The sequence below is a fragment of the Fulvitalea axinellae genome (genome assembly GCF_036492835.1).
Lineage (GTDB): Bacteria > Bacteroidota > Bacteroidia > Cytophagales > Cyclobacteriaceae > Fulvitalea > Fulvitalea axinellae.
Map to the genome: position 1 here is coordinate 12,939 of NZ_AP025318.1, position 13,181 is coordinate 26,119.

Consider the following 13,181-nt stretch of genomic DNA (forward strand, 5'->3'; position numbering starts at 1 on the left):
GAGTTGCGGGATTGATTGCTTTAGATAACGTTTGATGGATGCTGAATAAATCTCGCAACTGGGATGGCGTAAGTTCATTGTCTTCAGAAACATGAGGGAGTTTCGAGATTACTGATGAGGGAACCCGCTTGCCTGTTTCCAAAGCGAAACGTATCATGGCCTCGGTTTCCTTTAGACATTGTGTGAAGATGGCTTGGGTCATTTGAGTAAGGCTTGTTCCTAAATCTGAGAATATAGATACTCAAACAAGCTAAAGAAAAGCCCCGTCGTTATTTATGTGTTGTAATAATATTCTGGAAAATGAACTTATTCCAGCATTGTGTCTCTGTTTGAGCAGTGGGCCAGTTTTGTTTAACGCTGTTGCGTTACATTGATATTTAATTGTAAAATCAAATCGAGGAGTAGGCCTTTTAAGCGTTTTGAAGGTTTTCCAATTAAATTTTCCAAAGGAACACAGTGGAGCCGGCTAATAACCCCATCCAAATAGCGGGAAAACTGCCTGTTATTTCTATGGAGAATAGAAAAACGCAGAATCCGGCTATGGCGCCAGGTTTGAATGCCCGGACTAATCGTGGCAGAACTGACGCCTTTATGGTAGATGGCCGGCGGATTTTTTTGAATAAACGGGGACGTGTATTTTTCTTATCTGTTTTCTCCATGCCTTAGAATTTCCGTGGAAACCGGATATCCCGCTGTTTTTGTATCCATACCAAAACCTCCTCGTATTGCTGATCCGTAAGGCCGAAGGTAGCGGGTAACGCTTCCAGAAAATCCGATAAGGACTCGTCGGCTCGTTGCCAGACGCTTTTCAAAGCGGAGGATTTATCTCTGAACGCTATGAGTAGGGCGTCTTCCGGAAAAACGGCTTGTGAGGGGCGTTGCGACAATACGGCGTCCAAGACGTTTTTGTCAATACCTAACACTTCGCAGAATGCTGCCCGCCATTTTTCCTTATGTCGCCTATAAGCTTGCCTTATGCGTTTGGCTTTGGCTACGGGTATTTCGGAATTGTAAATCGTATTGTCCGCTTTTGTATTTATATTTTTCAAAACCATTTTCTTGAGCTTTATGGTTATATGCGCCGATTGCGTTTTGATTGCAAGTTGGAATGTTTTTAAGTGAGAAAAGCCCAGAATTATAATTCGGAACCCTTTTGTAAGTCGGGTTTATCCAAAAACGGTTTTTAGGAAAAGAATGCTAATATTCGTTTTTACCTATCGTAAGGGCTGTTGGAAAAGGGCAATGCCTTATTTTTACCGTCTCAAAGAGCCCCGAAACGAGATGATGAGCAAAAGATTACGGATAGCAGTATTGCCTTTACGCAACGAAAGTGGTGCGGAAAGTTTTGACTATATCAGCGATGGCCTTACCGAGGCGCTTATGGGCGGGTTGTCGTTGAACAATACGCTACGGATAACGTCCAGAAGTTCCGTTTTTGTTTTTAAAGGAAGCGATAAGCCGATAAAGGAGATAGGCGAATCGCTGAAAGTTGACCGAGTTTTGACTGGCAGTCTTCGGGTGTCGGACGATTTGTGGACCATTAAATTGCGCTTGGAAAGTATAACCGAAGACAGGGTGGTTTGGGAGCATTTTTGGCAAAAACACACGCGTGATCTGTTCGGCTTTCATGACGATTTGGTGATGACGGTTTCCGAAGCGATAGTCGAAGACTTTGGAGGGGATCGTTTTAAAGCTTCCGAGTTGCCAGAAAGAAACGTTAAAAAAGAGGCGTACAGGTTATTGTTGAAAGGGAAATACTTGGCGTTCAAATGGAGGCTGGAGGATTCTCAAAAGGCAATGGAGTATTTTGAAAAGTCAATAGCAATCGATCCTACTTTAGCGGAATCGTATATCAGATTGGCGAATTGCCTTATTTTTTTGTCGGGAACAGGTTATACGCCCCACACTCAAAATTTTTCTAAAGCGAGGGAATATATAGACAAGGCTTTGGAAATAGATCCTTCCTTGTCGGAAGGACATTTGGCTTTGGCCGGAATATCATTTTGGCGGGATTGGAATATCAAAGGGGCTTTTTTGAAATTAAAAGAAACGTTGGGACTGAACCCAAGCGATGCCGAGGCTCATTGCAATTTGGCTTTTATTTCGGCATTGACCGGCCGTAATCGATTAGCGAACAAACATGTGGAAGAGGCCTTGATCCTTGACCCTTTTTCCGCGAATACTGTTTTTGTGAAATCTTGGATAGCTTATTTGAATAAGGATTTTGAATCGGCGAAAAAACTGGCGAAAGAGGCGCTTGAATTTAGCTCGAATATGATGCCTGCTGTTGTGGTGTATTATGGGTCGAAACTTATGTTGGGAAAATCTTCCGAAGTTATCGAGGCTTTGCTCCCAATGTTGGACTACGAACAGGACAAAGCCACGTTGTACGGTTTGTTGGGTATGGCATATTCGTTGGAAGGTGAAACCGAACGAGTCGAAGAAATGGAAAGGAATCTGGAAGAATCCTATGAAGCGACAAAGGCTGAACGTTATTCCGCTTTTCTGTTTTTGATTTATGCGGTAAAACGAGATGAGAAAAAGGCCGCATATTGGCTAAATGTGGCTATTAATTCTGAATCGCCATTATTATTGTTTTTGATTTCGGATCCGTTGATTGAGCCTATCGCTCATATTCCCGAATTACGGCAAATACGATCCAAGCTGTTGGACCACGGTATGACTGACGGTTCACAGCAACTTTTCGGCTTTCCGGATTCCGACAAAGCCGAACAGGAAGCGAAGCGTATAGAAGATTACTTTTTAACGAACAAACCTTATCTGGATGCTTCGCTAAATTTGAAAATGCTTTCGGAATTGACTGATATTCCATCGCACCGTTTGTCGTGGCTAATCAATAAGCGTTTTAAAAAGAATTTTAACGAATACGTTAACGGCTACCGGATCCAGGAATTCAAAAAAATGGCGAATAGCCAAGAGTATTCGCACATGACCTTGCTAGGATTGGCGATGACTTGCGGATTCAATTCGAAAACGGCATTTAATAACGCTTTTAAGAAAATAACAGGCCTTACCCCCAAGGCCTATATGAAACAGGTTGATAATGAGGAAAGTCAAGAAGTGTTATGAATAATCAATTACTACATTGATCGACTTATATTTGATGGATATGGTTTCTCAAAATCCTGAATGTTTATTTCAGCACTATCTTTTTTGCTAATAGAAAATAACTAAGTGGCAGTCTATTTAGATGTGTTTCATAAGACTGGTATTTTGAGCTTTTAGTCACATGGAATCGTTTAATCGGGAAATCGGCTAATAGTTCATCATTCTCATCGTAGAGGTAGATTTTATAGAATTCACTAACTCTTTCCGTTGAAGATGTTGCCTTAAACAGTTTCCACTTTTTCTTAGTGCCCAATTTCTTTTTGGTATGAACTAAAAATTCAAAATGCAGGTATTCAGTACCATAGCCGTATCCATAACTTCCATTTTCTGATGAGGTATTGTTATATGTATCGGCATATCCTCTTTTTATTATAAATTGGCTTATAGGTTTTAAATCGACAGAATCCTTATAAATTTCGAATTTAGTATTCAACCCGCCTAACCCTGATATTAAATCTTGCCCTGAGGCACTTAGAGTCGTAAGAAATAATAAACTAAGGCATAAGGTTGAAAAATTTATATATTCTCTTAAATGTCGGGTAGAGTGATTTGATTCCAGCATGTTTTTCGGTTATCAGTTAAAAAATCAGATAAATTCTCTTTGTCTGTATGACACCTAAACATATATGATGGATGCACGTTTGTTTTGTTTATCAAGAAACGATTCTGATTTCGTTTTTAACATCAGTTGGTAACTATTTCTAAAACCTACTCCATTTTCCTACATCTACGAACCTTCGGCCTTTGAATTTCGAAGACTAATTTAAGGTCAGACATTATGAAGCATAAGGAAAAAGCATTTGGACCGCGGTTACCGCAACGGCACAGGCAACTGGATGAGGAAGCCCGGCACCGTTTATCCTATGCTTTGCGACGTGGGTTAAAGCAAAAAGAAATAGCGCAACTGATCGGAGTTCATCCTGCTACCGTTGGTAGGGAATTACGACGCAATAGCCCTATGGGATTTTATGATCCCGCTCTAGCTCAACGTCTTTACCGCATGCGCAAGATTGTAAGCGCTATGTCTGACCGAATGCCTTTTCAGAATCTGATGCGCCAGCACGCTTTTTCCGTATTATCCATTCCCCGCAATTGGATACTTTGGTTTTCCGATACGAATAAATACGAACGCAATATATTGGCTCCCCGTTTTCGTTACCGGCAATGGGAAAAACGGAAGCACCGCCTACCGGAAACCAAACGATTTCTTTACACCAGTCGCTTTCCAAGGGAATTGGCTTGGTGGGCAAAGCACTATGCCATGCGATTATTTGCCCGACACGAAAAGCCTTACCAATTTTTGAAAGACAGGGTATTACTTGCCCTAATGCATTGGTATCTTGACCAATTAGAAAAAGAAAAACCGGACAAAAACCGAAAAATACCAAAGCCCGGACCAATACCCGAGATCAAAAAAACGAATATTACGCCAACGGAAACCGATGACGGGGAACTGTTATGGCCAAAAGTCGCTTAAACCCTTGGTAATTAATTTTTTATTCACCCTTTCGCCCAGATTTTGAATTACCACCTATAGTTTTTCCTATTACCCACACGGATCGGAACAATCTCCTATTTGTTCTCAGCCTTTGATTCGCTTTTTTATAACGTGAATCGCATTGATTTCAAAAATTGCGTTTGCTCACGATTTCCGGATTTATTTTTATCGATGATTTCCTGTCCCAAAAGCCAATACGTTTATCGGAAAACCATATATTCATTCACAGTTATATTTTTTAATTCAAACGGATATGGAAAAGACATATTGGGTGATTGATGTTAGGCTTGAATTATCGCCATTAAGTTCCGTTGCCTTTGGTGACCTGAACTGCATTAAGCGTTTTATTATTAGGACTTTCACAAAAGAAGAAGCGATAAAGCGCATTAGGGCCATTTGTATAGAGGAATATTGCGAAGTGAAAACACTGTTAAATATAGTAGACTATAAACTCAAGAGACCCAAAGAAGACCTTGATCAGTTTTACAAAACAGCAGAATTTTACGAAATAGCGAAAGAAAAAGGCGTTGCGGGCAATTTTTATGTAGGTGTCGATGTGCTTGAGATGGATAATAAAATGCATGTGCTTTCGAATTGCAAGTTAAACCTTAAGCGATAAAATTTAGTTTTGGCCTTCATACATAAAGAGGATTTTTCTTTTCTATATGTACGTCAGCGAACGGTTTTTTCACCTGGTGGTCTCTTCCTGTTAAAAGAACTATTTGGTTTGTTCTCTACCCGGAAACTAGACTTCTTTTGTTGCTTACGCTCCTTGTACCAAGTATAGAGTAATCCAATTATAGGTAGGTTTCTCGGCCACATTCTTAGTGTTTGAACGTTTGTGGCTAATGCCTGTGGTTTTTTTTAAGGCCTTTTTGTTGACCGTTCTTTTCTTTTTATATCGCCAAGATAAGAATATTAACACATAATAGCATATCATCGAAATAAATGTAGTAACTTTCATTGTTTTTTATATGTTAATCAGGGTGTGATTTGCATTACATGCAAAAAAAATGTTTTTTGGTATGAAAAATATAATTATTTTAATATGTTTTTTTGTTGTAGTATCTGCTTGTGATGTTGATTCTTTAGATGATAGATTATCCACATTGGAGGATAGGGTACAGGTTCTTGAAGAGCAGGATAAAGCTTTTATTAAATTAATTGAGGCTCAAAATTCAAACCTTAGGATTCTTGAAGTATTGAATTCTGATGATGGGACTATTTTAAATATGTCCAATGGCACAGAAATTAAAATCCCAGGATTACCATCAATTGGTGAGAATGGTAATTGGTGGATAGGTGGAGAGGACACTGGTGTAAAGGCGCAGGTTCGGGACGGAGAGGACGGCGAAAGTCCAGAGGTAGGCGAAAACGGTAATTGGTGGATAGGTGGAGAAGACACTGGTGTAAAGGCGCAGGCTCGGGACGGAGAGGATGGCGAAAGTCCAGAAATAGGCAAAAACGGAAATTGGTGGATAGGCGGAGAAGACACTGGTGTAAAGGCGCAGGCTCGGGACGGAGAGGACGGCGAAAGTCCAGAAGTAGGCGAAAACGGAAATTGGTGGATAGGTGGAGAGGACACTGGTGTAAAGGCGCAGGCTCGGGACGGAGAGGATGGCGAAAGCCCAGAAGTAGGCGAAAACGGAAATTGGTGGATAGGCGGTGAAGACACTGGGGTAAAAGCTGTAATCCCAATCATAACTGAGATTAAGTTTGTAGGTGATACTGCTCGATTTACGTTTAGCGATGGAACTTATATTGAATTGAAGGTTCAACTTGAAGGTCCATTTATTCAGGATGGCTTATATGTCGCTAAAGTTGATTTCTTCGATTTCATCAGCTCTGATAAAGAGAGTTTCTTTGAAATACAAAAAGAAGAAATCTTGGTCTGGAATGGTGTGCCAAAATTAAGGCGATATAAAGAGTCGAAAAAATACCAAGACGTTGTTATTTATGATTGTGGAGAGCTATACGTAGATATATTACGTGACTCATATGTGTTTTCTGGTTTACCTGAAGCGTATATAGGAAACCAAAAATTAGATAAAGATGATTTGATTTTCTATGAGTCACATAATGATCAAAATCCATTTTTCAATCACATTGTGAATGTGAATATTCAGGGTATACTTGTTGGGTATCAGTTCTTTCCTGATAAGTCAGAATTTTCATTTAAAATTCCGGAAGATATTGTCTCCCCATTAAATAGACCAAAAGTTGGTTTTTATACAGACTCTGGCCTTGAAATATATGTTGGGGAGAAAAGTTTTGAGATGCGCAGTGCGAGTGGGAGGGTGAAGATAGATAATGTTCAGGATGAGAAGTGGACAAATGGTTTCTCTCCTGATGGAGAAGCATGGATTCAATACGATAAAGTTACTCAGAAGTTGTCTGTGCATGGTTATGAGTTAACATTTCAGCCTGGTATGGACGATTTTACAATTGCAGTAACTGATGGTCCTGTTGTGGTATCTGATAGTCCAAAAGTGGGGTTTTATACAGGATTAGGGTTTGAACTTTATGTTGGAGTAGATGGGTGTGAAATGCGTGGGCCAGATGTAGAAGCGAAATTGGCAGTGTCGAATGAAGATTGGGTGAATGGTTTCTTTCCATATGGGGAGGTAAAGCTTCAGTATGATAGAGTCAATGGAGTGTTAACTCTAGGTGGTGATAAATTAACATTTCAACCTGATATGGTGGAGTTTAGTATTTAATAAAAACTGTTTTTACCTTAAAAAAAACCCGTCTACAGAGCTTTCTGTAGACGGGTTTTTATTTCAATAAAGCTCAGCTTCTTACAAAGCCTGATCCTTACTCAAGTCCTTAATCCTGATATTTCTGAACCAAACCTTTGAGCCGTGGCCCAAGTAGCCGATGTGGCCTTTCTTGCGGTAGGCACCTGGGTGGTTTTTATGATCTTTCGGGCCGTTTTTCAGGGCTTCCTTCAGGTGGCAGTCGGTGATCACCGTTCCGTTGAGGATTACCTTGATGTGGTCGCCTTTTACTATTACCTCCTGTGTGTTCCATTCGCCCATCGGTTTGTGGAATCCGCGCTTGGCGGCGTGGATGCCGTATACCGATCCGTGGTACTGGTATGGCTGGAGGTTGGCGAATACCGGCGCTTCGTTGTCCAAGATCTGGAGTTCCATTCCCACATAAGCGGCGTCGCCTTTGAGCGGCGTGCGGATACCGAGGCCGTTGTTGGCGCCGGGCGTGAGTTTGAATTCGAAACGGTAGTTGAAGTCGGCGTACTCCTTATTGGTGTAGAGGTTGCCCCAACCGCCTTTGGCCGGTTTTACGGCGATTACGCCGTCCTCTACCACATACGATTTCTTGTCGCCTTGCCATTTGTCGAGGTCCTTGCCGTTGAAGAGCGATACGAAGCCTTCGGCTTTCTCTGTTTCGGTAAGGTTATACTCGTCGGCTTTGATTTCCTTCACGAAGATATCGCGGAAAGTGAGGTCCGAACCGTGGGCCTGCAATTCGATAGCGCCAGTCGGGAAGATGGCCTGCTTGCGGTCCCAGTAGTTGTCCATCGTTACGTTGTCCACTACCGTGATGCCGTTGAGCTTAACGGTAACTTTCTCGCCTTCCATCTTGATGTAGAACGAGTTCCATTCGCCTACCGGATTGTCGGCTACTTGAAGCGGCTTGCTTTTATGCTTCTTGTTGTTGTACAGTCCGCCCGAGCCCACTTGAGCGCCTACGTGCGTGTTGGCGATGTCCCAGATCTGTACCTGTGGCGTACCACGGAGGTAGATGCCGCTGTCACCGCCTTTGGTGATGCGCCAGTCAACCAACATTTCGAAGTCGCCGTACTCTTTGACAGAGCAGAGGTTGGCGCCTTTTCCGTTGAAAACGATCATGCCGTCGCGTACCGACCAGCATTCGGTCATTTTCTTGTTGGCGATTTTTTGCTTGGCAGCGAGTTGGCGCTTGCTCATTTTGGCCCTTTTGATCGGGTTTTCCACGAGTCCTTGCCAGCCCGAGAGGTCTTTTCCGTTGAACATCGAAACGTAACCTTCGCCTTTAGGCATGGCGTCGAGGTAAGTGCGGATACTTTGCTTGAGGTACGCGCCTTCCGGGTGGTCCATCAGTGCGATAACCTTGTCCATAACCTCGCGCACGCGCTTGCCGTAGAGGCCAACTTTACGTCCGCCCGAAGGAAGCGTGACCTTCATGGCGGCCATAACGGCGGCTTGCTGAACGTCTTTGTCCTGGAACAGGCTTTCGAGATAAGTGAGGGCGGTGAAGGTCTGCACGTTTTCGAGCGTCTTCACGGCCGTATTTTTCTGCTTGGCGTTTACGGCGTAAGGCATCGCCTGACGGATCTTGAGGAGTTTGTTCTCCACAGGAAGTCTCTTGGCGAGTTTTACGTATCCGTTGAAGGCTTTGCCCTGATATTTGGAAGAGCCGTCTTTTACCACTTCAAAGATAATCGGCAGGGCGTCGAGGTCCGTCCACGAGAGAAGGGACTTCATGGCGGCGTCTTTTTCCTGTCCGTTACCGGTGTTGTATACATCCTGTACGGCTACGAGGGCTTTTTGTCCGCCGAGCGTAGGCAACATACCGAGGATGCGGTCTTTTTTCGAGGTTTTCTTAAGCGCCTGAAGCAGGATGGCTGTTTGCTTGTCGCCTTTTTCCTTTTGGCAAGCGGCGATAAGGGCCCTTTGCAAAAGCTTGATTTCCCCGTTGTTTGAGCTAGAGAGCAATTTTTTGGTCAAAGGAGTAATCTCGGCGGGAGTAACCACACGCGAGATAGCCTTGAGGGCGCTCTTGCGGGTAGCCTCGTTGCTGTCGCTGATAAACGGCATCAGGGTACCTACGTAATCCTCGTTGCTGCGGCTTCCGAGCAAGCGGATAACTTCCGGCAGGGCCGAAGCTGGGATCGAAGAAACGTTGTTGGCGAGTTCGTCCAATTGGCTGTCTTGCGCCACAACAGTGAGGGTATTCACGGCTTGCGTAACGGCCTCGGGCTTTCCGCTTTGGAACACTTCGAGGCAAGCGTCGTAAGCTTTGTAGCTTTGGATATGCCCCAGCGCGCGGATAGCGGCCGCCTGAACGTTGCCGGCAGGGTTGGCCAACTCGTTCTTCAAAGCGTTTACGGCGATGGCGTCTTTGCGGTCGCCCAACAGATCGATGATCTCAACCTTTACGGTATTGTTGGCTTTCGGCAATTCGGCGATCAGCGTGCGGGTAGCGTCGGCGTCGTTCAGTTTCAGGATGATCGAACGCACGTTGCCGCGGTGGCGGAAGTCGGTGTGGGCGATGTCCTTTATCAGTTCCGGCAGGATCTCGTTACCGTATTGCTCGGCCATTTCGGCCAAAGCGAATGCGCGGAGATGCAGACGGTCCGGGCTTTTTTGCTTCAGGAAGTTCTTGTAAACTTTCTTGCCTGTGGCGTCGTCGCCTTCTTCTACCAAACGCTGGGCGTAGTTTTGGAACGCTGCTACGGCTTGGGTTTCCTCATAAAGGTAACCGGCTTTTTTTGCGGCGGCGGCCAAAGTTCCGTAAGCTTTAGGCGAAGCGCTTTGGGCGAGTGCGTAAAGCTGTACTTTTTTGGTGTAAACGTCGTCGGCTTTGATCGAGAGCAACCAGCTAGCCGCGTTTTTCGATTCGAAATCGCCGAGAACCTCGATAAGGTTTATGCGGATTTTTCCGGTAGAAGCCTGAGCGGCTTTCAAGACAGCGGCCTCGGCCTCCGGCGTACCGACATGCTTAAGCGCTTGAGCGGCGGGGAAGTGCAGGCGTTCGTCTGTCAAATATCCCGACAAAGAAGCGATAGCCTCACCTTCGCCGATATAGCGGATCTGACGGATAAGGAAATCCTTTACCTCAGTTTCGTTTTCAGTTCCCAAGGCTTTGATAAACGCTTGGCTGATGGCCAGACGGTCGGCCTCGTCGTCCTGCTCGCCGATATAGCGGGCCAGGGCGTTTACGGCGTAGCGCGCCGAGAGGTCGTTGCCGGTGCCCGGCGTGGTGAGCATATCGAAGAGTTTCGGCAACACGTTGTGCTCTTGCTGAAGCTCGGTGAGCTCTTTCATGAGCTTGGCGCACTGATCGGCCTTTTCGGCAGGCATTTGCGCCAAAATATCGACGACCTTAGTCTCAGTGGTGCGTCGGTCTTGCGCCATGCCTTGGCCAGCCAGAGCCGCGGCGCAGAGTATGGTTAGGAATGTTTTTTTCATTGATCTATGGTATGAGGTAGACGGTATCAGGTCTTAAGTAAATGGCCTGTAGGCGTCTAGCCTCGTGATAAAAATGGGCGTTGGTCTTAGTATCGGGCATTGGGGTTTTATGAAATAGAAAAGGAAATTCTTTGCGCTAGACAAGGCATGCCATGTCTCTACGAATTTCAATATCGATTTATTCCATACTTAATACCTCATACCGAATACTCAATACCAAAATCACACTCTCCAAGAGCCGCGCATCGGTTCGTAGAGCAGGCGGTTTGCGCCTTCGTCGTCGATAAACTCCTGTTTTACGGGATCGAACTTGAGGTTACGACCCAAACGGTGCGCTACAACCCCCATGTTCACGATAGTGCATGAACGGTGTCCGTTCTCTTCGTTAAGTGCGAACTTCTTGCGCTCTTTGATACACTTGAGGAAGTCGGTTTCCTGTGGCTCCGGATCCGGAAGCGTTTCGAGCAATTTGTCGATGTTAGGAATGTCCGATTTGAAACCGAGGTAGATTCTACCGTTAGGCCCTTCGATGTAAGAGGCTTCTTTGTCGCGGTTTTCTCCGTCGAGGATCACTTTGCATCCGTCGGCGTAAGTGTACTCGATGCGTCTCCAAGATCCGATGGCGTCGTGGTGCTGTTGCGGTGCGTCAATTTCAACCGAGATCGGGCTGTCGTTGTCTTTGCCGAGCATATATTGGACTGGATCGAGGTAGTGCTGTCCCATATCGCCGAGTCCGCCTCCGTCATAATCCCAGTATCCGCGGAAAGTGGAGTGCGTCCGGTGGCGGTGGTATGGCTTATAAGGAGCAGGTCCGAGCCACATGTCGTAGTCAAGTTCCTCTGGCACTTGTTGTTGCGGGAGGTTGGTCTTTCCGCTCCAGAAGAATTTCCAGTTGTATCCGGTCACGCCACTTACGGTCACTTTCAATGGCCAGCCCAATACGCCGCTGTCGATTACTTTTTTCAACGGTTTTACGTCCGTACCCAATCCGTAGAAAGTGTCGCGGAAGCGGAACCAAGTATTAAGTCGAAAAATGCGTCCGTGTTTCTGCACAGTTTCCACCAATTGCTTGCCCTCGCCGATGGTACGGGTCATAGGCTTTTCGCAGAACACGTCTTTGCCGGCTTTCGCGGCAGCCGAGGCCATTACGCCATGCCAGTGCGGAGGGGTTACGATTTGTACGAAATCGATATCCTTGCGCTCAAGCACTTGGCGGAAGTCGGCGTAAGTGTCCACGTTTCCGCCTAGTTTCTTTTTGGTAGCCATCAGGCGATTGCGGTCCACGTCGCAGATGGCGGCGAGTTTGGTCTTGTCGCCAAAGTACCCGAGGTGACCTTGTCCCATACCGCCCACGCCTATTACGGCGCGTACGAGTTTGTCGCTAGGGGCGGTGTAGTTGGCGCCTCCGATTACGTGTCGCGGCACGACATAGAAGGCGGCCGCTGACAGGGCGGCTTTTTTCAGAAAGTCGCGTCTGTTGTTCTTGTTATCAGCCATATGATTTTAGTTGGCGGCGCTCGGTTTCAAAAGGCTGTCCCGGTGTTTGGAAAAAACGAGGTTTCGGTTTTTGTCCAAAATCACCGGGTGTGTGATGCGGTGATTGTAGGCACGTACCGTCAAGCCGGAAGTATGTCCGAAGCGCCAATAAAAATGCTGTGTATGTAATAAATGGCCAAGGGGGCGTCGCCGAAACGTAAGTGGGTCCGCTACATTGGCTATGGATCAAATGTAGAGCGCTGGCGTGTATCTTTTGGGGTAACAAAAGGGGTAATTCGCTTTTGGGACGATCTGAAGCCCCTAAAAAGGACTTATTTGGCAGGTTGTGGCCATGTCAATATGTTACGAATTGGGTTTTGGTAACGTTTTTTTGTGTGGTGAAAGTGGTCTTAATCCGTGATAAAGGGTTTGTAAAGGCGGGCGAGAGGGACAAAAAGTATGTTCCGAACGTTTTTCTATCGGTTTGGTATCTTCATATTGAAGAATCTACAAGATTGGAATTGTTTAATTTTCTGTGTCTACAAACCTAGAGCGAACGGGTATAGATCGAAGGCAGGATTTTTTTCAAATATCATGCGCCTGCGCAGGCAAGATTATCTAAAATAGCAAAACGCACATAAGGGATTTTTTCGTGTTTTAGGATTGGATGGAAAAGGGCTGATTTGTCCTGTAGTGGTCCTAGTTGGTATCAATACGGAACATTAAAACGAAAAATATATGTATCTATGTAAATTATATAGGTTAATTTGATTTGTTATAAAATATGCATTTTAAAACATTAAAAAATCATATAGAAAACGTGCTTAGTCACGAAATATAAATATTTGATACTCTACGGAGGGTTGGTAATATATAACAGATTATTC

At 45.0% G+C, this 13,181-nt stretch carries 8 protein-coding genes; 4 read left to right on the top strand and 4 right to left on the bottom strand.

What is annotated here, in order from left to right; all coding sequences use genetic code 11:
- Positions 1 to 662: 662 nt before the first annotated feature.
- Complete coding sequence (locus AABK39_RS23325) at positions 663 to 1,049, bottom strand: hypothetical protein (protein WP_338395634.1); 387 nt, start codon at positions 1,047 to 1,049, stop codon at positions 663 to 665.
- Positions 1,050 to 1,194: 145 nt separating this feature from the next.
- On the opposite strand from AABK39_RS23325, the gene AABK39_RS23330 reads away from it, so the two are divergent.
- A complete protein-coding gene (locus AABK39_RS23330) occupies positions 1,195 to 3,090 on the top strand; it encodes a helix-turn-helix domain-containing protein (protein ID WP_338395635.1) in 1,896 nt (631 codons plus the stop codon).
- A 64-nt stretch (positions 3,091 to 3,154) separates the two neighbouring features.
- Here the strand turns inward: AABK39_RS23330 and AABK39_RS23335 are convergent, their stop codons facing one another.
- Complete coding sequence (locus AABK39_RS23335) at positions 3,155 to 3,691, bottom strand: hypothetical protein (RefSeq protein ID WP_338395636.1); 537 nt, start codon at positions 3,689 to 3,691, stop codon at positions 3,155 to 3,157.
- A 216-nt stretch (positions 3,692 to 3,907) separates the two neighbouring features.
- Between AABK39_RS23335 and AABK39_RS23340 the strand changes: the two genes are divergently transcribed.
- The 3 genes from AABK39_RS23340 to AABK39_RS23350 all read left to right on the top strand — a co-directional run bounded on the left by AABK39_RS23340 (position 3,908) and on the right by AABK39_RS23350 (position 7,344).
- Positions 3,908 to 4,606: a helix-turn-helix domain-containing protein gene (locus AABK39_RS23340; RefSeq protein ID WP_338395637.1), complete on the top strand. Its 699-nt coding sequence runs from the start codon at positions 3,908 to 3,910 to the stop codon at positions 4,604 to 4,606.
- Positions 4,607 to 4,880: 274 nt separating this feature from the next.
- Entirely contained in the window at positions 4,881 to 5,246 is a 366-nt protein-coding gene (locus tag AABK39_RS23345) for a hypothetical protein (protein ID WP_338395638.1), read from the top strand.
- Positions 5,247 to 5,652: 406 nt separating this feature from the next.
- A complete protein-coding gene (locus AABK39_RS23350) occupies positions 5,653 to 7,344 on the top strand; it encodes a hypothetical protein (RefSeq protein WP_338395639.1) in 1,692 nt (563 codons plus the stop codon).
- Positions 7,345 to 7,425: 81 nt separating this feature from the next.
- Here the strand turns inward: AABK39_RS23350 and AABK39_RS23355 are convergent, their stop codons facing one another.
- Entirely contained in the window at positions 7,426 to 10,818 is a 3,393-nt protein-coding gene (locus AABK39_RS23355; RefSeq protein WP_338395640.1) for a family 16 glycoside hydrolase, read from the bottom strand.
- 222 nt (positions 10,819 to 11,040) lie between these two features.
- Complete coding sequence (locus tag AABK39_RS23360; RefSeq protein WP_338395641.1) at positions 11,041 to 12,315, bottom strand: Gfo/Idh/MocA family oxidoreductase; 1,275 nt, start codon at positions 12,313 to 12,315, stop codon at positions 11,041 to 11,043.
- Positions 12,316 to 13,181: the final 866 nt, after the last annotated feature.

Coding starts and splice junctions, on each gene's coding strand:
- AABK39_RS23345 (WP_338395638.1), top strand. CDS start 4,881: ATGGAAAAGACATATTGGGTGATTGATGTTAGGCTTGAATTATCGCCA.
- AABK39_RS23350 (WP_338395639.1), top strand. CDS start 5,653: ATGAAAAATATAATTATTTTAATATGTTTTTTTGTTGTAGTATCTGCT.
- AABK39_RS23360 (WP_338395641.1), bottom strand. CDS start 12,315: ATGGCTGATAACAAGAACAACAGACGCGACTTTCTGAAAAAAGCCGCC.
- AABK39_RS23335 (WP_338395636.1), bottom strand. CDS start 3,691: ATGCTGGAATCAAATCACTCTACCCGACATTTAAGAGAATATATAAAT.
- AABK39_RS23330 (WP_338395635.1), top strand. CDS start 1,195: ATGCTAATATTCGTTTTTACCTATCGTAAGGGCTGTTGGAAAAGGGCA.
- AABK39_RS23355 (WP_338395640.1), bottom strand. CDS start 10,818: ATGAAAAAAACATTCCTAACCATACTCTGCGCCGCGGCTCTGGCTGGC.
- AABK39_RS23340 (WP_338395637.1), top strand. CDS start 3,908: ATGAAGCATAAGGAAAAAGCATTTGGACCGCGGTTACCGCAACGGCAC.